This window comes from Achromobacter ruhlandii (assembly GCF_002082135.1).
Lineage (GTDB): Bacteria > Pseudomonadota > Gammaproteobacteria > Burkholderiales > Burkholderiaceae_B > Achromobacter > Achromobacter ruhlandii.
The window spans coordinates 5,761,663-5,780,383 of the sequence record NZ_CP017433.1 but is presented as its reverse complement, the minus strand read 5'-3'; the positions used below and the strand labels follow the sequence as shown (position 1 = coordinate 5,780,383).

Genomic DNA, 18,721 nt, shown 5'->3' with positions numbered 1-18,721 from the left:
GCTCGGCGCAATAGGGATTGGATCAGGGGGTGGCCGAAATCATAAGGTCAAAACCCTTGCCGAACATGAGCCTTCATTCGTTATTCTGTCTGATAAATGAGATCCTCAGTCATGTTGGCGGAGACGCGTCGATACGAATTCGGCGATGGCCCGCGGCGACTTTCCCAGCACCTCGCGCAGCACTTCCTCGGTGTGCTGGCCCAGCAGCGGCGGCGCGCGCCGATACACCACCGGCGAATCGGAAAAGCGCAATGGGCTGGCGGTCACGGGCGCGACGCCGCCGCCGGGATGCGGCAGGTCGCGGCGCAGCTGCCGTGCCTTCGCCTGCGGGTGGGCAAAGGCCTGGGCGATATCGTTGATCGGGCCGCAGGGCACGCCCACGGCCTCCAGCCTGGCGATCCAGTCATCGCGCCGTCCCTGGCGCATGATGTCGGCCAGCAGCGCCACCAGTATCTCGCGATTGGCCACGCGCAGCCGGTTGGTGGCAAAGCGCGGATCGTCCCCCAGCTCCGGCGCGCCGATGGCCTTGCAATAGGCGCGGTACTGCGATTCGTTGCCGGTGGCCACGATCAGATGGCCGTCGCTCGCGGCGAAGACCTGGTAGGGCACCACGTTCTGGTGCGCGTTGCCGGCGCGTTTCGGCGCCACGCCGGAATTGAAATAGTTGGAATTCTGGTTGGCCAGCAGCGCCACGTGGCTGTCGAGCAGCGCGATGTCCAGGTGCTGGCCCAGCCCGCTGCGGTGGCGTTCCTGCAGCGCCGCCAGGATCGCCACCGTCGCATACATGCCGGTGACGATATCGGTGACTGCCACGCCGGCCTTCTGCGGTCCGCCGCCGGGCAGGTCGTCGCGTTCGCCGGTAATGCTCATCAGCCCGCCCATGCCCTGGATCATGAAGTCGTAGCCTGGACGTTGCGCGAACGGACCGTCCTGGCCGAAGCCGGTGACCGAGCAATAGATCAGGCGCGGATTGATGGCCTTCAGGCTGGCGTAGTCCAGGCCATACTTGGCCAGTCCGCCGACCTTGAAGTTCTCGACCAGGATGTCGCTGACCGCCGCCAGCTCGCGGATCAGCGCCGCGCCTTGCGGCGTGGCCATGTCGGCCTCGACCGAGCGCTTGTTGCGGTTGGCGCTGAGGTAGTAGGCGGATTCGTTGGTGTCGACGCCATTGCCGTCCTTCAGGAAGGGCGGGCCCCAGGCGCGGGTGTCGTCGCCGACGCCGGGGCGTTCGATCTTGATGACGTCGGCGCCCAGGTCGGCCAGGTTCTGCGTGCACCAGGGGCCTGCCAGGATGCGCGACAGGTCCAGCACGCGGATGCCGTCCAATGCGGGCGGGCGCGTCATGGCTGCACCTCGGCGGCGCCGTGGCTCATCACGACGATGTCGCGCTCGACGGCGCGGGCGATGAAGCGGATCTGGCCATCCGGCATGCGCCACATATCGCATTGCAAGGTCTCGCCCGGATAGACCGGCGCCGAGAAGCGCGCATCCAGCCGGGTCAGGCGGGCGGCATCGTAGTCGCACCAGGTCTTGACCAGCGCGTGCGCGGCGATGCCGTAGGAGCACAGGCCATGCAGGATCGGCTTGGGATAACCCGCCTGATGCGCGACCTCGGGGTCGGCATGCAGCGGATTGCGATCGGCATTCAGGCGGTACAGCAGCGCCGCCTGCGGCGGAATGCGCAGTTCGCAGCGGCGCTCCGGCTCGCCCTGCGGCGCGGGGGGCAGCGGCTCGGGGCTGGCGTCGCCCTGGCCGAAGCCGCCGTCGCCACGGCAGAAGGTGCTTTGCCGCAAGGTGGCCAGGTGCTTGCCGGCGCTGTCGTGCAGCGTGCGTTCGGTGACCACGATCGCGCCCTTGTCCGCGCCCTTGTCGATCACGTGGGTGACGCGGCTCCTGCCGATCACGGTGCCGGACGTGGGCAGGGGCGCGTGCACCGCCAGCCGCTGCTCGCCATGCACCAGCCGGACCCAGTCGATGCCGGCGCGCGGGTCGCTCATCCAGAAGCCCGGATAGCCCAGCACCACGCTCATGGTGGGAAAGGCGCGCAGGTCTTTCTCGTACACGTAGCGCAGTTGCCGCTCGTCCTCCGGATCCTGCCCCAGGCCGATGCCCAGGGCGTACAGCATCGTGTCCTTGTCGTCGTAGTGCTGGCGCACGTCGTCGAAGCGCCAGTGCTTCACGGTTGCGTAATCGAGTGGCATGGCGGCCTCAGATGGGATCCCAGTCGATCACGTCGGGCGAGCGCTCCAACGCGTAGAAATGCTTGCGCATGGCGGGCACGGCGATCTCGCCGATCAGCTCGGGCGTCCAGCCTTCGCCATGGTGCACGCTGCGCAGCGGCCGCGGCTGGCTCATCAGCATGATCTCGTTGGCGCGCACCGCGAACACCTGCGCGGTGATGGCGCTGGCCGCGTCGCTGGCCAAGTACACCGCCATGGGCGCGACCTTGCCGGCCTCCATCTTCTTCAGCTTTTCGACGCGCGCCTTCTCCTCGTCGGTCTCGGCGGGAATGGAGCTGGTCATGCGGCTCCAGGCGAACGGCGCGATGCAGTTCGAGCGCACGTTGTAGCGCGCCATGTCGAGCGCGATCGACTTGGACAGCGCGACGATGCCGAGCTTGGCGGCGGCATAGTTGGCCTGGCCGAAATTGCCGATCAGGCCGGACGTGGACGTCATGTGCACGAAGGCGCCGGATTCCTGCTCGCGGAAATAGGGCGCGGCGGCGCGGCTCATGAAGAACGAGCCATTCAGGTGCACGTCGATGACCTGGCGCCACTCATCTTCGCTCATCTTGTGGAATACGCGGTCGCGCAGGTTGCCGGCGTTGTTGACCACCGCATCGATGCGCCCGAAGGCGTCGATGGCGGTCTGGATGACGCGGCTGGCGCTGTCGTACGCGGCCACGCTGTCGGTGTTGGCGACGGCCTGCCCGCCCGCCGCGACGATCTCGCGCGCCACGGCCTGCGCGGGGCCTTCGCCGCCGCCCTCGCCGGTGAGCGAGACGCCGATGTCGTTGACCACGACCTTGGCGCCCGCCTGCGCCATGGCCACCGCGATGCCGCGGCCGATGCCGCCGCCCGCGCCTGTAACGACCACTACCTTGCCGGAAACAATACCGCTCATTGGGGCTTACTCCAGATGCCGCGGCGCGCGCCGCATGGGAAACAGTTCCGCGTCAAACCGTATGGTTTACGGGGTTGCCCCATGGTATGGTCGTCACGGCATTCGAAGAATTCAAAATTAGAAATGCCCCCCTTCTGTGTGGTGGAACATGAGACATGATCTGACTGACCTGCGGCTCTTCGTGAACGTGGGAGAAACGCTCAATCTGACCCGTGCGGCGGAACGCACCTTCCTGTCGCTGCCCGCCGCCAGCGCGCGCGTCAAGCACATGGAAGAGGCCTTCAAGGCGCGGCTGCTGGTGCGCATGGCGACGGGCGTGGCGCTGACGCCGGCCGGCGAGGTGCTGCTCAAGCACGCCAACGCGGTGTTCCGCCAGCTCGAATGCCTGAACGCCGACCTGCAGCCCTACGCCAGCGGCCTGAAAGGGCGGCTGCGGCTGCTGGCCAACACCACCGCCACCAATTCCTTCCTGGCGGACGCGCTGTCGACCTTCCTGGCCGAGAACCCCGACGTGGACGTCGAGCTGGAAGAGAAGATCTCCGGCGACATCGTCATCGCGATCCGCGCGGGCGCCGGCGACCTGGGGCTGGTGGCCGGCAACATCGACGTCGAGGGCCTGGATGTGACGCCGCTGTTCCGCGATGAACTCACCGTGGTCACGGCGCTGGACCATCCGCTGGCGGCGTCGAAGTCAGCCCATTTCGCCGACCTGATCGATGCCTACCCGTTCGTCGGCATCCATCCCGACAGCGCCATCCAGACCTTCCTGGAGGACATCGCCAGCGGCCTGGGCAAGCGCATCTGCCAGCGCGTGCACGTGGGCAGTTTCGAGGCCGTGTGCCGCATGGTCGAGGCCGGCGCCGGCATCGCCGTCGTGCCGCGCGCCTGCGCGGCGCGCTACAGCCGGCCCGATGCCTTGCACGTGTTGAAGCTGGAAGATCCCTGGGCCCTGCGCGACCGCCTGCTGTGCCGCCAGCGCGGCCGCGACCTGCCCAGCTTCGCCGAATGCTTTATCGAACACGTGCAGCGCGCGGCGCGGGGACAGTAGCCGTGGCGGGGGCGGTGTCGTGCCGCGGCGAGCGTGGCGTTGCGCCCGCGCCGACGGCCTGACGGGACGCATGGCCGTCGGCGTGGCGCCACATCGGATGCGCGATAGTGTGCGTTCAGCGAACACGGCGTCGCGGCGAAAGAGGGGCTTTTGAAAATGTGTAGCGGCAAAAGCGGCCGCGCGGCAAATAATAAAAAAGCCCCGGCCGCGCCTGATGCGCAGGCAGTAGAAAAATGGGGCCGGCAGGCGGCAAGGCACCGCGTTGTTCCGGTGTGGTTTGCGGCCGCGCCACCGACAAGAACGAGACTCAGGAGACTGCCTTGCTAGATCCTCAACGCCGCCGCGTCATCGCGGGGCTGGGCGCTGCGTGCGCCACGACGTTGCTGCCCACTTTCGCCCGCGCCGCCGCCTGGCCCGGCCACGCCGTCACCTTCATCGTGCCGTTTCCGGCCGGCGGTCCGGTGGACACCACCGCGCGCTTCACGGCGCAGCCGCTGGGCCACCTGTGGTCGGTGCCGACGGTGGTGGACAACCGCTCGGGCGCCGGCGGCATCGTTGGCGCGCAGTTCGCCGCCAAGGCCGAGCCGGACGGCTACAACTTCTTTTTCGCTTCCATCCATCATGCGGTGCTGCCGAGCCTGCGCGGCGACCTGACCTACGACATCACGCGCGATTTCGTGCCGGTGGGCATGGCGGCGGTGTTTCCCATTGTGCTGGTGGTGAATCCGTCGCTGCCGGTGAATTCGGTGAGCGAACTCATTGCCTATGCCAAGGCGAATCCGGGCAAGCTGTCGTTCAGCTCCTCCGGAACGGGCGGCGGCACGCATCTGGCGGGCGAGCTGTTCAATGCGATGGCGGGCGTGAAGATCCAGCACATTCCTTACCGGGGCAGCGCGCCGGCGATGCAGGATCTGCTGGGCGGGCAGGTGCAGGTGATGTTCGCGGACGGGCCGTCGGCGGTGCCGCATCTGAAGACGGGCAAGGTGCGCGCGTTGGGGGTGGGGAATCCGACGCGGTCGAGCATGTTGCCGGACGTGCCTACGATTGCCGAGTCCGGCGTGCCGGGGTACGAAGCGTATTCGTGGAGCGGGGTGCTGGCGCCGAAAGGGACGCCCGCCGACATCGTGGCGCGGGTCAATGCGGACATGGTGAAGGTGTTGTCGGATCCCGCGACGGCCAAGGCGATGGTGGCGGCGGGGGCGGAACCCAAGCCCGGCAGCCCGGAGGCGTTTGGCGCGTTCGTGCGCGGCGAAGTCCTGAAATGGCGGGAAGTGATCAACAAGGCGGGCATCAAGCTGGAATAGGCGCCGTATCAAGCTGCGCAGGGGTTCCCGTCCTCGCGCGGTCCGGTGGCGCGCCCCCCCGCCGGGAACGCCAGCATGGCGAACCACGAAACTTTGCATTACATTTGCTGCCGATGCGCGCTCAGACGGCGCAACGCTCCAGCGCTCGGCAGTTGAACACGCTTGGTCTTCCCCGGGCGCTGGCTTCCATATGATTGCCGTGCCGCGGGATTCTGGCGGTTGTCCCCTCCGGGTCATCCTGGTACTGGGCAGGGCGGAAGCAAGGGGAAATTCGTGCTCCAAGGCAAATCCGGGCTTGTGGCCCACTGTGACGCGCCGGCGTCTTCGACCGTTCCGACGTCACACCGCTACGATTTCGCGCCTGCGGCGGCCAGCTTGCGGTCGGCCGCAAGCGTCATGCTCGCGGCCGGCAGCGCCGCCCTGGCGCTGGCCCTTTCGACCGCGGCGGCGCCCGCCTTGGCCGCCTGTTCCGCCAGCGACACGACGGGTTGCGGCGCGCCCGGCGGAGCGGGTTATCCCGGTCGCGGCGGCGCTGGCGGCAATGGCAATGGCCAGGGGGGCGGCGCCAGCGAGCTCGGCCCGGGCAACGTGACCGTGCAGGTGCCGGGAAGCTGGGGCGGCTCGGGAACGGGTGGCGCGGGGGCTGCCGGCGACGCAGGCAACGCGACCGCCAACGCACCGGCACAAATGTTCCCGGGGTCTGGATTGGCCATCAACGCGCCGATCGCGGGCGACGCCGGCAATGCCGGCCGCGACGGCACCAATTTCGGCGGCGGTGGCAATGGCGGCAATACAGCGCTTCAGTACCTGGGCAACGATATCACCATCAACAATTCGGCGGCGGCCGTGGGCGGCGCGGGCGGCAATGGCGGCAATGTCTTCAACACGGGCAGCGGCAACGGCGGCGGCGGCGGCGGGGGCGGCAGCGGCTTGACGTCGGCCGGGGCGGTGGCGTCGGTCAACAATCATGGCACGATCACCGGTGGCGCTGGCGGCAACGGCGGCAGCGGCGGCTTTGGCGGCGGGGGAGGCGCCGGCGGCGACGGCCTGCTCGCGGTTGGCGGCAACGCCACCATCACCAATACCGGCAGCATCACTGGAGGCGCGGGCGGCAGCGGGGGGGCGGGCAACTCCGGCGCGGGGGCGGACGGGGCGGGCGGAGCCGGCATCAATCTTGCCGGCTCGCGCAATATTATCCTCAATGTCGGCACCATCGCCGGCGGCGCCGGCAATGGCGGCGGGGTCGGTATCGTGACGCGCGGCCTGGACACGATCGTCAATGCGGGCACCATCACCGGCGCGCCGAGTGGCCCGGGCGGGGCCCGCGCGGCGGCCATCCAGTTCGGCGGCACGGGCAACACGTTGACGCTGCTGACGGGCTCCAACATCGTAGGCGGTCTGTTGTTCGATGCGGGGGCGACCGCCACCATTTCCGCGGGCCACCCCGGGCTGACGCTGGGCAACGATGTGATCCTGACCGATGCCGCGTCCGGCGTCGCGTTCTCTTCGGCGACAAACGGCCTGACGTTTGCGGGCGTCATCTCCGGCGCGGGCTCGGTAAGCGTCCAGGGCAGCAGGGTCCTGACGATGGCGGGCGTCAACACCTACACGGGAACCACCACCATCGTCAGCGGCGCGACGCTCGCGCTCAGTGGCGGCGGCAGCGTGGCGGCATCCAGCGGGGTGACCAGCGACGGAACGCTGGACATTTCGGCGACGACGAGCGGCGCGTCCGTGGCCAGCCTTGCGGGCGGCGGGAGAGTCGCGCTCGGCGGCCGCACCCTGACCCTGACGAACGCGTCGGGCGTGTTTTCCGGCGTCATCGACGGCGCCGGCGGACTGGTGCTCAGCAGTGGCACGCAGACGCTTTCGGGGGTAAACACCTACACCGGCGCGACCACGATCAACGGCGGCACGCTGGTGCTCACCGGCGCGGGACGGCTGTCCGCGGCCTCGGCCATCTCGCTCATGGGCAGCGGCGCGACGCTCGACCTGTCGGCGGCATCGGGCCAGACGCTGGCCGGCTTGTACGGGGTGGCCGGTTCGCGCGTGCTGGCCGGCGCCAGCACGCTGACGCTCGGCGGGGCCACCGACAGCGTCTATGAAGGCGAGTTCACGGGCAGCGGCGCGTTGCTCAAGCAAGGGACCGGCATGCTCGTGCTCAATGGTTCGAATGCCGGATTCACAGGATCGACGACTGTCGCTCAGGGCAGGCTCCAGGTGGGCGATGCCGGCCATGGCGCCGCGGTGCTGGGCGGCGACGTGGCGGTCGGGGCGCAAGGCACGCTGGGCGGGCACGGCACGATTCTCGGCAGTGTGACGAACGGGGGCATGGTGTCGCCCGGCGGGTCCATCGGCACGCTGAGCGTGGGCGGCAATTACACCCAGGCGTCGAATGCGACCTTGGCCATCGAAGTCAGTCCGACCGAGGCATCGTTGCTGAAGGTCGGTGGCAGCGCCACATTGAACGGGACGCTGGCGATCACATACGCGCCGGGCACCTATTCGGCCACGCGCTACAACGTGGTGAGCGCGGCCAATGGCATCAGCGGGCGCTTCTCGTCGGTAACGGGTTCGCTGGCCTCCGGCGCGGACCTGAACGGCCTGCGCTCATCGGTGGCCTACGGCGCCAACGACGTCGCGTTGCTGCTGAGCAATCCGGCCTCGGGCATGCCGGGCGACACGCCGGGCAACACGCCGGGCGACACGCCGGTGATCATCGCGCCGACCCGCACCAGCATCTATACGGCGCTTGGCAGTGCCGCGTTGATGAGCGCGCAGTCGGCCACGGCGGCGGTGCTCGAACGCGCGACGCGGCGCGCCGTCGCGTCCGGGCCAGCCGAGGCGCCGGATGCCGTTTCGGTCTGGGCGAACGCCACGGGACGGCATGGCCGGCTGTCCGGCTCGGGGGGGCTGCCGGGCTTCCAGGAAAACCAGTACGGCTTTCTCGCCGGCGCCGACAAGCGGGTGGATCGCAACACCTTCGGCCTGGCGATGGGCTATTCCCATGCCGAGCTGTCGGAAGAGAGCACGGAAAGCGCCGGCACGCGCGACACGGTGCGCCTGGCCACCTATGCCAGCCGCGACCTGGGGCCGGTCGACGTGACGGGCATGCTCGGCTACGGCCTGCATTTTCTGTCGCAAAAGCGGCCCTTCGAGAATGTCGGCACGGCCAAGGGTGATCATGTCGGGCAGGAATTCACGGCGGCGGCGCAAGTCAGCAAGCCCCTGGCGCTTGGCGGACTGGTCATGACGCCCCAGCTGGGATTGCGCTATGCCTATTTCCACGCCAACAGCTTTGACGAAGGCGGCGCAAGGGGCCAGAACCTGCATGTCGGCTCGGACACCGCCCGCAGCCTGCAGCCCTACGTCGGCATGACCTTCGACACGGCGTTCGATAGCGCGCAGCGGCCGTTGAATCTCCAGTTCCGTGTGGCCTACGCCCACGAACTGCTTGATACCGGCCGCGCGATGACGGTCGTGTCGCAGGACGGCACGCGCTTCGCCGCGCCGGGCGCCGATCTGTCGCGCGGCTTCCTGACGTTCGGCGCAAGCGTCGGCTTGCCGCTGACGCGGCAACTGGACGTGTCTCTTGCCTATGATGCGCTCGTCAACACGTCCCGCGCGTCGTCGCAGGCGGGCAGTGTCAGGATCAGCTATCGCTTCTGACTGTCAGCGCAGCAGCGCTTGCCTGGCTGCCTGGTATTCCGCTTCGAGCAGATTCACCAGCTCGTGTACCGCCAGCACTTCCTGCGCGGCGCCCACGCCCTGGCCGGCGCTCCAGACGTCTTTCCAGGCTTTGGGGCGAGTGTTCTTGTCCAGGTTCGGGGGCGGGGCGTCGTAGTCGGGAAGCTGGGCGGGATCCAGGCCCACGGCGCGGATGCTCTCGCTCAGGTAGTTGGCGGGCACGCCCGAGAAGTAGGGAGTGTAGGTGACGTCGGCGGCCTGGGCGCGCAGGATCATTTCGCGGTAGGCGTCGTTGGCCAGGGATTCGCGGGTGGCGATGAAGCGGGTGCCCATGTAGGCGAAGTCGCAGCCCAGGGCCTGGGCTGCCAGGATGTCCTTGCCGTGGCTGATGCAGCCGGACAGGGCCAGGGGGCCGTCGTGGAAGGCGCGGATCTCGTTGACCAGGGCGATGGGGTTGAGCCGGCCGGCGTGGCCGCCGGCGCCGGCCGCGACCAGGATCAGGCCGTCGACGCCGGCGTCCAGGGCGCGGCGGGCGTGGCGCACCGTGGTGACGTCGTGGTAGACCTGGCCGCCGTAGGCGTGGACGGCGCGCACCACCGCTTCGGGTGGATGCAGCGAGGTGATGACGAGCGGCACGCGGCGCTCGGCGCAGATGGCCAGGTCGCCCTGCCAGCGGGCGTTGCTGGGGTGGACGATGAGGTTGACGCCATAGGGCGCGATGACGGCGTGCGGCGCCGCCCGGCGCGCGCGCGCCAGCTTGTCTTCGATGCGCGTGATCCACGCGTGCAGCTGTTCCTGCGGCCTGGCGTTGAGCGACGGGAAGGTGCCGATGATGCCGGCGCCGCATTGCGCCGCCACCAGGTCCGGGCCGGAGACCAGGAACATGGGGGCGCCGATGATGGGCAGTCGGGTCTGCGTGCGCAATGCGGGCGGCGTCATGGGCGGTGTTCCCTCGGGGTCAGTTGGCCTGAATGTTGGCGCTCTGGATCACATCGGCCCACAGGGCATATTCGCGGTCGATGCGCTGTTGCAGCGCGGCGGCGTCGCCGGTGTTGATGGTGTAGCCGCCCTCGGTCATGGCGCGGCGGAAGGCGGGGTCCTTCGACACCTCGGATAGCGCGCGTTTCAGGCGCGCCTGTACCGCGTCAGGCAGCTTGCGCGGGCCGACCAGCGCGTACCAGCCGACCACCTCGTAGTCCTTCATGCCGGCCTCGATCATGGTGGGCACGTCGGGCAGCTCGGGGTTGCGGGTGCGCGAGGTGACGGCCAGCGCGCGCGCCTTGCCGCTCTTGATGAACGGAATCGCGGTGCTGGTGATGTCGAACATGAAAGTGATCTTGCCGCTGACCACGTCCATCATCGCCGGCGAGTTGCCGCGATACGGCACGTGCAGCATCGGCACGCCGGCCTGCTTCTTCAGCAGTTCGGCCGACAGGTGGTTCGACGCCCCGATGCCGGCCGAGCCGAACGACACGGCATCGGGATGGGCGCGGGCGTAGTCGACCAGCTCGCCCACGCTCTTGGCCGGGGCCTGCGGGCCGATCAGCAGCACGTTGGCGTAGTCGACCACCAGGCCGATCAGCGAGAAGTCCTTGCGCGGATCGAACAGGGTACTGCGCTGGACCAGCGGCGACATGGTCAGCGTGGGGCTGGCGGCAAAGCCCAGCAGGTAGCCGTCGGGCGGCGCCTTGGCGGTGGCGTCGGAGGCGATCATGCCGCTGGCGCCGGCGCGGTTCTCGACCACGACCGCCTGGCCCAGCTTGTCGCCCAGGTATTTGGCGAAGACGCGCGCGGTGGTGTCCACCGGGCCGCCGGGGGCGTAGCCCACCAGCAGGCGGATGGGGCGGTCGGGGTAGGCGCTGTCGGCGGCCGCGCTGGCGCCGGCCGTCATGGCCGCCACGGCGGCGGCCGCGGCGAGCAGGGTCTTGATGTTCACGCTCATGTCTCCTTGTGGAATGAGCCGGTCGCGGAGCGGAACAGCGGGGCCGCGCCTACGCCAGCCTTTCTTTCAGCGGCTGCTTGAGGATCTTGCCGCTGACGGTGGTGGGAATCGTGTCGATGCAGTGGATCCGCGCCGGCCGCTTGTACGGCGCCAGCTGGGCGCGCAGGTGCAGCATCAGCAGGTGGGTGTCCAGGCGCGCGCCGGGCAGCGGCTCGACGAAGGCGATGACTTCCTCGTTGTGGTCCTCCGTGGGGCGGCCCACCACCGCCGACAGGCGCACGCCGGGAAAGGCGTTGATGACCGCCTCCACCTCGATCGGGTAGACGTTGAAGCCGGACCGGATGATCAGGTCCTTGGAGCGGCCGGCGATGTACAGCGCGCCGCGGTCGTCCAGGTAGCCGATGTCGCCGGTGTTGAGCCAGCCGCCGGGCAGCAGGGCCTGTGCGGTCTGCGCCGGGTCGCGGTAGTAGCCCAGCATCACGCCGGGGCCGCGGATCAGGATGTCGCCGCGTTCGCCCGGGCGCGGCGCGTCGGCGTCGGGGCTGCCGATGCGCAATTGCACGCCGTCCACCGCGTAGCCGGCGCTGCAATCGGTCGGCGGGGCGTCGATGTCGGTGATGAACATGGAGCCGGCGTATTCGGTGATGCCATAGCCGTGATGCATGGCGACGCCGAAGTAGCGTTCGGCGTCGCGCTTGAGCGTCGGGTCGAGCGCCGCGCCGCCGGTGTAGACGTAGCGCAGCGCCGGCGCGCGCAATTCGGCGCGCGGCGGCGCGGCCGCCAGCATGCGGTTGAACATGGTCGGCACGCCCTGCAGGATGCTGATGCCGGGGTGGGCCAGCGCCTTGAAGGCGTCCTCGGGATCGAAGCGGCTGCGCAGCACCAGGCTCGCGCCGGCGTGCAGCGTCGCCATCAGCACGGTGGCGATGCCGAAGATGTGCGACAGCGGCAGGGCGGCGTAGCCGATGTCGCGCGGCGTCAGGCGGCGCGACGCGGCCGAGACGCCGGCGAAATGCAGCAGGCCGCGATGCGGCACCATGACGCCCTTGGGCGCGCCCGTGGTGCCGGACGTGTAGATCACGGTGGCGACCTCGGCGGCCTGGGCATCGGTTTCGGGTTGGGTCGGGGAATCCGCGCGCCGTGCCCGCACGCCTGGCCCCCAGGCGGCGGCATCGGCGGGTTGCGCGCCGGCCGCGTCGGCATGGGCGGCGGCGGCGCCGGAAACCCCGCTGGTGTAGAGCGTGATCTCGGGTTGGGCGTGGGCGCCGATGGCGGCGATTTCCCGCGCCGACAAGCGCGCGTTCACGCCAACCGGCCAGGCCCCGATGATGCCGCAGCCGAACAACGCGGCGATCATGGCGGCGCAGTTCTCGCCGACCATCAGCACCCGGTGGCCCGGCTTCACGCCCGCCGCCGTCAGCCAGCGCGCCGCGTCTTCGGCGCGTTGCCACAGTTGCGCATAGGTCAGGATGCCGCCGCCTTCCTCGTACAGGCAGATGGCGTCGGGCTGGCTGCCGGCCTGGCGGGCCAGCAACTGGTGGATGCGGGTGAGCGGTTCGGCGTGCGACATGGTTGCTGCGATCGGGGTCAGAGGGTGGCGGCGGTGCCGAGGATGGCGGTGGCCTGGCTGGACAGCGTGCCGCCGTTGCCGTGCACCAGCGCCAGTTCGGCGCCGGTCACCTGGCGCGCGCCGGCCTCGCCGCGCAGTTGCCGCACGGCCTCGATCATGATGAAGACGCCGTACATGCCGGGATGCACGCAGCACAGGCCGCCGCCGTTGGTGTTGACGGGCAGCCGCCCGCCGGGCGCGATGGCGCCGTCGGCGATGAAGTCCTTGCTTTCGCCCTTGGCGCAGAAGCCAAGGTCTTCCAGGAACAGCAGGGTGTTGATGGTGAAGGCGTCGTACAGTTCGACCACGTCGATGTCCTGGGCCGAGACGCCCGCCATGGCATAGGCGCGGCGGCCCGATTCGCTGGCGGCGGTGACGGTCAGGTCTTCCATCGAAGATATCTGCCGGTTCCAGACGGCGGTGGCGTTGCCCAGCAGGTAGACCGGCGGGCGCGGCAGGTCGCGGGCGCGGTCGGCGCGCACCAGCACATAGGCGCCGGCGCCGTCGGTGACCAGGCAGCAATCGCGCACGCTCAAAGGGTCGGACACCATGCGCGCGGCCAGGATCTGCTCCAGCGTGGCCGGCTCGCGCAGCTGCGCCTCGGGATTGAGCTGGGCCCACTGGTTGGCGGCCAGCGCGACCTGCGCCAGGTGTTCGCGGCGGGTGCCGTACTGGTGCATGTGGCGCGCCGCGGCCAGCGCATACGACGACAGCGGGCTCAACGGGTCGTACGGTGTCTCGTAGGGTTGCGGATCGAACTGCTTGCGCACGCGGCCGATCTCGGCGCGGCTCAGTGTCGAGGTGCGCTGCGTGCTGCCATAGCAGACCAGCACCGCGTTGCATTGGCCCGAGGCCAGCGCGTGCAGCGCCGGCAGCAGGTGCGCCACGAAGCTGGAACCGCCCAGCATGGTGCTGTCGATGAAGCTGGGGCGGATGCCCAGGTGCTCGATGACCGGCATCGCCCACATCGGCGCCGCCACGCTGGCGGTGCAGAGGCCGTCGATGTCGCGCATCGAGAGGCCGGCGTCGGCCACCGCGCGCTGCGCCGCCTGCACCAGGATTTCCATTTCGGTGTAGCCGTGGGCCTGGCCGAGGCCGGCATGGCCGACCCCCGCCACCGCGACGGCGCCGCGCAGATCGTTCAGCGTCATTGCGCCTCCTTGTTGGGAACAAAGACCAGCAGGCCGCGGCCTTCCGTCACGGCCACCTGGGCCCGCACCGCCATGCCGATGCGCACGGCGTCGGGCGCCACGCCCTCGACCCGGCTCATCAGGCGCACGCCTTCGAGCAGGTCGACCAGCGCCACGTTGTAGTCGCCGCCCGCCTCGGGCTTGCGCCGCACGGTGGTGGTGGAATAGACCGTGCCGCGCCCGTCCGGCGTGCGCCAGGACAACTGCTGCGCGCCGCAATGCGGGCAGATCATGCGGGGATAGAACACGGCGCGGTCGCAGGCGTCGCAATGCTGGATCTGGAAGCGTCCCTGATCGAGCGCCTGGCGGTATTGCGCCTCGACGCCTTCGGTGGCGCGTGGGTCGGTTGCGGTCATGGCATACGGTTTCGGATGGATGAGTCGCCAGTGTCGGGGCTGGCGCCGGCAGGTGCCATTCTTCATTGCTGAAGCAGGCCTTTTGCCGGCCCGTAGTGCCCGTTCGCGATGGCCCTACACCGAGGCAAAAGCCCGCCTTCGGCAACCGCAGATTGTCCGGCGCCGGGTCGGCATGGCTAGATAGCCGCCAAAGGAGGTAGGCCATGAATCTGACCTGGACGCCGGAGGAGATCCGGTTCCGCGAAATGGTGCGCGCGTTCGCCGCCGACCGGCTACCGCGTGACATCCGCGACAAGGTGCGCCGGCACCAGCGGCTGGAGCGCGATGACTACGTGCGCTGGCACAACATCCTGGCCGACCAGGGCTGGGGCGCGCCGAACTGGCCCGTCGAGCACGGCGGCACCGGCTGGAACGCGCTGGAACGGCTGATCTTCGAAGTGGAATGCTTCAAGGCCGGCGCGCCGCGCCTGTTGCCGTTCGGCCTGTCCATGATCGGGCCGGTGCTGATGAAGTACGCCAGCGCCGAGCAGCAGGCGCGCTTCCTGCCGCGTATTCCCCGGGTGCAGGACTGGTGGTGCCAGGGTTATTCCGAACCGGGTTCGGGGTCGGACCTGGCCTCGCTCAAGACCCGCGCGGTGCGCGATGGGAATGAATACGTGGTCAACGGCCAGAAGACCTGGACCACGCTGGCGCAGTACGCCGACTGGATGTTCTGCCTGGCGCGCACCGATCCCGACGCGCGCGCCCAGCGCGGCATCTCGATGCTGCTGCTGGACATGCGCGCGCCGGGCGTGAGCGTGCGTCCGATCCGCACGCTCGACGGCGGTCACGATGTCAACGAAGTGTGGCTGGAGAACGTGCGGGTGCCGGTCGCCAACCTGGTGGGCGAGGAGAACCAGGGCTGGACGTACGCCAAGTACCTGCTGGGACACGAACGCACCGGCATCGCCGGCCTGGGCCATTGCCATCGCGAACTCGGCATCCTCAAGGACATGGCGGCCCGCGCCACGTCGCGCGGCCGGCCGCTGCTGGCCGACAGCCGCATGCGCGATCGTATCTCGCGCATCGAGGTCGACATCATGGCGCTGGAAATGCTGCTGCTGCGCGTGGCGGCGAGCAATGGCGGCACGCCCGGCCCGGAGGCCTCGGTGCTGAAGATCCGCGGCTCCGAGATCCAGCAGGACCTGGCCATGCTGCAGATGGAAGTGGCCGGCCCCGACGCCTGGCCGTACGACCCCGAATGGATGCTGGCCGAGGCCGCGTATCACGGCCCCGGGCCGGAGATGGCGGCGGCGTCAGGCGCGGGCTATGCCGACATGCGCAAGACCTCGATCTACGGCGGCACCACCGAAGTGCAGAAGGGCATCATCGCCCGCCTGGTGCTGGGCCTGTAAACCGCCAATCCGGACGCCCGCCTGGATTGCAAGACAGGCGCGCGCCGCAAGGAGCACGACACATGGATTTCCTCTATACCGAAGAACAGCGCATGCTGGCCGACAGCCTGCGCCGCCTGGTGGACCAGGCATGGACCCGGCCTCGGCGCCGCGCCCGCGAGGCCGCCGGCCGGCTCGATCCTGCGGCCTGGAACGCGCTGGCCGAGCTGGGCGTGCTGGGGCTGAACATTCCGCAGGAAGCGGGCGGTTTCGGCGAAGTGCCGGCCAGCCTGCTGCCGGTGCACCTGGAACTGGGGCGCGGGCTGGTGGCCGAGCCGGTAATCCCGAGCGCCGTGATGGGCGCGGCCCTGATCGGCGCCTGCGACGCCGCCGCGCGTGAGCGCTGGTTGCCCGCCATCGCCTCGGGCGAGCAGGTGGTCAGCGTGGCGTACCAGGAACCCGGACGCCGCTACCAGGCCGATCCGAATGACTGCCGCGCAACGCGCGACGGCGACGGCTGGCGTTTGGACGGCGCCAAGCACCTGGTGTGGCATGGCGCCGCGGCCCATGCCTGGTTGGTGAGCGCGCGGGCCGACGACGGCGCCACGCTGCTGCTGGCGGTGCCGGCGGATGTCACTGGGGTACGCGTCACCGACACGCCGACGCTGGACGGCGCGCGTTGCGCCCGCCTGGATTTCGACGCGGCATCGCTTGGCGCGGATGCGCTGCTGGCGCGGGGCGAGGCGGCCGACGCGGCCCTGGCGCAGGCGCTGCAATGGGGGACGGCGGCGCTATGCGCCCATGCGGCGGGCGCGATGGAGCGGTTGCTGGAGATCACCGTCGACTATCTCAAGACGCGCAAGCAGTTCGGCCAGCCGCTGGCCGCGTTCCAGGCCTTGCAGCACCGCCTGGCGGAAATGCTGGTGGCCAAGGAACTGGCGCTATCCATGGCCTACGTGGCGGTGGCCGCGTTGACCGAACCCGACCCGGCGCAGCGCCGCCGCATGCTGGCCTCGGCCAAGCTCGAAACCGCGCGCGCGGGCCGGCTGGTGGCGCAGATGGCGGTGCAATTGCATGGCGGCATGGGCATGACGGACGAACTGGAGGTGGGCGACTACTTCAAGCGCCTGACGGTGGCGGACCTGCTGCTGGGCGACAGCGCCGAGCAACTGGCGGTGCTGGAGGAACTGGCATGAGCCATGACCGCTACACCGAGATCACGTTCACGCTGGAGCAGGGCGTCGGCGTCATCACCCTCAACCGCCCCGAGCGCCTGAACAGCTTTACCGCCGTCATGCACGCCGAACTGGCGCGGGCGCTGGACACGCTGGAGGCGCACGCCGGCTTGCGCGGCGTGATCCTGACTGGCGCCGGCCGCGGCTTCTGCGCCGGCCAGGACCTGGGCGAGCGCAAGCCGGCCGAGGACGGTTCGCGCCGCGACCTGAGCGAGAACCTGGAAAAACTGTACAAGCCGCTCATCCTGCGGCTGCGCGCGCTGCCGGCGCCGGTGGTGTGCGTCATGAACGGCGTGGCGGCCGGCGCCGGCGCCAGCCTGGTGCTGGCCTGCGACGTGGTGTTCGCGGTGGAGTCGGCGCGCTTCATCCAGGCCTTCAGCAAGATCGGCCTGTTGCCGGACGCGGGCGGCACCTGGTTCCTGCCGCGCCTGGTGGGCTCGGCGCGCGCCATGGGCGCCGCCTTGTTCGGCGAGGCCGTCAGCGCGCGCCAGGCCGAGGCCTGGGGGCTGATCTGGCGCGTGGTGCCGGACGCGGACCTGGAGGCCACCCTGGCTGACGCGCGTGCCACGCTGGCCGCCGGACCGACTCGCGCCTATGCCGCGACCAAGACCGCCCTGCATGCGTCCAGCGGCAACACGCTGGCGCAGCAGTTCGACCTGGAATGCGCCTTGCAGCGCGAGCTGGGCTATACCGACGACTACCTGGAGGGCATGCGCGCCTTCGCGCAGAAGCGCGCGCCGGCGTTCACGGGGCGCTAGGGCTTGCGGCGCGAGGCGGCGTGTCGTGTGAACAACCTGCTGGACGAGGCATCGCTGCGCGCGGGACGGTTGGGGCGCCTCCCACCGCCAGCGCGTCAGGCCGCCGCCGGTTGCCGGATCTGCTCGATCAGTTCACGCGCGCAGCCGGGCAGGGCGTCAACGTCGCGCACCAGCAGCTTGCGCTCGCGCACCACCCAGGGCTCATCCAGCTCCACCACCCGCAGCTTCATCTCCGCGCCATAGCGGCGCGCGGCGGAATCCGGGATCACGCCGACGCCGACGCCCGCCTGCACCATCCGGCAGATGGAGTCGAAGCTGTACAGCTGGATGCGTTGCGGCAGGCGCTGGCCGATGCGCTCGAGCTGGTCGCGCAGGAACGCCACCAGGGTCGAGCCCTCATGCATGGTGATGAACGGGTAGCGCACCGCGTCGGCCAGCTTGACCTTGTCCTGGTCCTGCAGCGGATGGCCGTTGGGCACCACCAGCACCAGCCGATCGGTGCTGAAGTGGATGGTCTGCAGTTCGGGCGCGTCGACCGGCCCGGCGACGATGCCCAGGTCGGTGGTGCCGTCCAGCACGCCGCGCACGATGTCGCGCGTCAGCCGTTCCTGCAGGTCGACCGTGACGCCGGGGTGGCCCGCCAGGAACCGCGCCAGGATGTCCGGCATGAATTCGGTGACGGCCGTGGTGTTGGCGAAGATGCGGATGTGGCCGGCATCGCCGTCGGCCTGCTCCTGGAAGTCGTGTTTCAGGTGATCGACCTGGCGCATGATGACCCGCGCGTGCTGCAACAGCCGCTGGCCGGCCGGGGTGATTTCCACGCCGCGGCTGTCGCGGTACAACAGACGGGTGTTGAGCTGGTTCTCCAACGCCTTGATGCGCACGCTGACCGCGGCCAGCGACAGGTGGGCGCGCTTGGCGGCCTGCGTCAGGCTGGGGGATTCGGCGATGTGGATGAACAGGCGGAGGTCGGCGAGATCGAAGTGCATGGCGCCTATATTACGGCGGCGGGCGCCGGGCGCACGATTCAGGCGCCCCAAAGCCGGCCTTGAGGAAAAATGAATTCACAGTGTCCCCGCCATGCGGGATGCTAGCC

The 18,721-nt window shown here is 69.6% G+C and carries 15 protein-coding genes; 6 read left to right on the top strand and 9 right to left on the bottom strand.

From position 1 onward, the window contains the following. Positions 1-105: 105 nt before the first annotated feature. From AruCF_RS26240 to AruCF_RS26230, 3 genes are read right to left on the bottom strand one after another with little or no spacing between them, the layout of a single operon-like run. Positions 106-1,344, bottom strand: a complete 1,239-nt coding sequence (locus tag AruCF_RS26240) for a CaiB/BaiF CoA transferase family protein (RefSeq protein WP_049071506.1) — start codon at positions 1,342-1,344, stop codon at positions 106-108. After that, entirely contained in the window at positions 1,341-2,201 is an 861-nt protein-coding gene (locus tag AruCF_RS26235; RefSeq protein ID WP_049071507.1) for a MaoC/PaaZ C-terminal domain-containing protein, read from the bottom strand. Before AruCF_RS26235 ends, AruCF_RS26240 begins: the two co-directional genes overlap by 4 nt. A 7-nt stretch (positions 2,202-2,208) precedes the next feature. Continuing rightward, on the bottom strand, positions 2,209-3,123 hold the full coding sequence (locus tag AruCF_RS26230) for an SDR family NAD(P)-dependent oxidoreductase (RefSeq protein WP_049071509.1): 915 nt from the start codon (positions 3,121-3,123) through the stop codon (positions 2,209-2,211). Positions 3,124-3,271: 148 nt separating this feature from the next. Between AruCF_RS26230 and AruCF_RS26225 the strand changes: the two genes are divergently transcribed. The 3 genes from AruCF_RS26225 to AruCF_RS26215 all read left to right on the top strand — a co-directional run bounded on the left by AruCF_RS26225 (position 3,272) and on the right by AruCF_RS26215 (position 9,144). Beyond that, the gene (locus AruCF_RS26225) at positions 3,272-4,171 is read left to right on the top strand and encodes a LysR family transcriptional regulator (protein WP_049071511.1); all 900 of its coding nucleotides are present in this window, start codon (positions 3,272-3,274) and stop codon (positions 4,169-4,171) included. 320 nt (positions 4,172-4,491) lie between these two features. Next, positions 4,492-5,475 carry a Bug family tripartite tricarboxylate transporter substrate binding protein gene (locus AruCF_RS26220; protein WP_049071514.1) on the top strand — a complete coding sequence of 328 codons (984 nt, stop codon included), beginning with the start codon at positions 4,492-4,494 and terminating at the stop codon, positions 5,473-5,475. 273 nt (positions 5,476-5,748) lie between these two features. Next, positions 5,749-9,144 (top strand): autotransporter outer membrane beta-barrel domain-containing protein, encoded by a 3,396-nt coding sequence (locus tag AruCF_RS26215; RefSeq protein ID WP_235432739.1) that lies wholly within the window; start codon positions 5,749-5,751, stop codon positions 9,142-9,144. Between the two features lie 3 nt (positions 9,145-9,147). On the opposite strand, the gene AruCF_RS26210 is transcribed toward AruCF_RS26215, so the two are convergent. From AruCF_RS26210 to AruCF_RS26190, 5 genes are read right to left on the bottom strand one after another with little or no spacing between them, the layout of a single operon-like run. Next, on the bottom strand, positions 9,148-10,101 hold the full coding sequence (locus tag AruCF_RS26210) for an NAD(P)H-dependent flavin oxidoreductase (protein WP_049071518.1): 954 nt from the start codon (positions 10,099-10,101) through the stop codon (positions 9,148-9,150). Between the two features lie 19 nt (positions 10,102-10,120). Next, on the bottom strand, positions 10,121-11,098 hold the full coding sequence (locus AruCF_RS26205) for a Bug family tripartite tricarboxylate transporter substrate binding protein (RefSeq protein ID WP_049077472.1): 978 nt from the start codon (positions 11,096-11,098) through the stop codon (positions 10,121-10,123). Positions 11,099-11,153: 55 nt separating this feature from the next. Then, on the bottom strand, positions 11,154-12,674 hold the full coding sequence (locus AruCF_RS26200) for a class I adenylate-forming enzyme family protein (RefSeq protein ID WP_049071519.1): 1,521 nt from the start codon (positions 12,672-12,674) through the stop codon (positions 11,154-11,156). A 17-nt stretch (positions 12,675-12,691) separates the two neighbouring features. Further along, on the bottom strand, positions 12,692-13,864 hold the full coding sequence (locus tag AruCF_RS26195; protein ID WP_049071520.1) for a thiolase family protein: 1,173 nt from the start codon (positions 13,862-13,864) through the stop codon (positions 12,692-12,694). Continuing rightward, on the bottom strand, positions 13,861-14,259 hold the full coding sequence (locus AruCF_RS26190; protein WP_049071522.1) for a Zn-ribbon domain-containing OB-fold protein: 399 nt from the start codon (positions 14,257-14,259) through the stop codon (positions 13,861-13,863). Before AruCF_RS26190 ends, AruCF_RS26195 begins: the two co-directional genes overlap by 4 nt. Positions 14,260-14,462: 203 nt before the next feature. On the opposite strand from AruCF_RS26190, the gene AruCF_RS26185 reads away from it, so the two are divergent. The 3 genes from AruCF_RS26185 to paaG all read left to right on the top strand — a co-directional run bounded on the left by AruCF_RS26185 (position 14,463) and on the right by paaG (position 17,625). Continuing rightward, positions 14,463-15,653: an acyl-CoA dehydrogenase family protein gene (locus AruCF_RS26185; protein WP_049071524.1), complete on the top strand. Its 1,191-nt coding sequence runs from the start codon at positions 14,463-14,465 to the stop codon at positions 15,651-15,653. A gap of 62 nt (positions 15,654-15,715) precedes the next feature. Continuing rightward, positions 15,716-16,828, top strand: a complete 1,113-nt coding sequence (locus AruCF_RS26180; protein ID WP_049071526.1) for an acyl-CoA dehydrogenase family protein — start codon at positions 15,716-15,718, stop codon at positions 16,826-16,828. Continuing rightward, positions 16,825-17,625, top strand: a complete 801-nt coding sequence (gene paaG / locus AruCF_RS26175; RefSeq protein WP_049071528.1) for a 2-(1,2-epoxy-1,2-dihydrophenyl)acetyl-CoA isomerase PaaG — start codon at positions 16,825-16,827, stop codon at positions 17,623-17,625. Before AruCF_RS26180 ends, paaG begins: the two co-directional genes overlap by 4 nt. Before the next feature lie 95 nt (positions 17,626-17,720). On the opposite strand, the gene AruCF_RS26170 is transcribed toward paaG, so the two are convergent. Beyond that, positions 17,721-18,614: a LysR family transcriptional regulator gene (locus tag AruCF_RS26170; RefSeq protein WP_049071530.1), complete on the bottom strand. Its 894-nt coding sequence runs from the start codon at positions 18,612-18,614 to the stop codon at positions 17,721-17,723. Between the last annotated feature and the right edge of the window lie 107 nt (positions 18,615-18,721).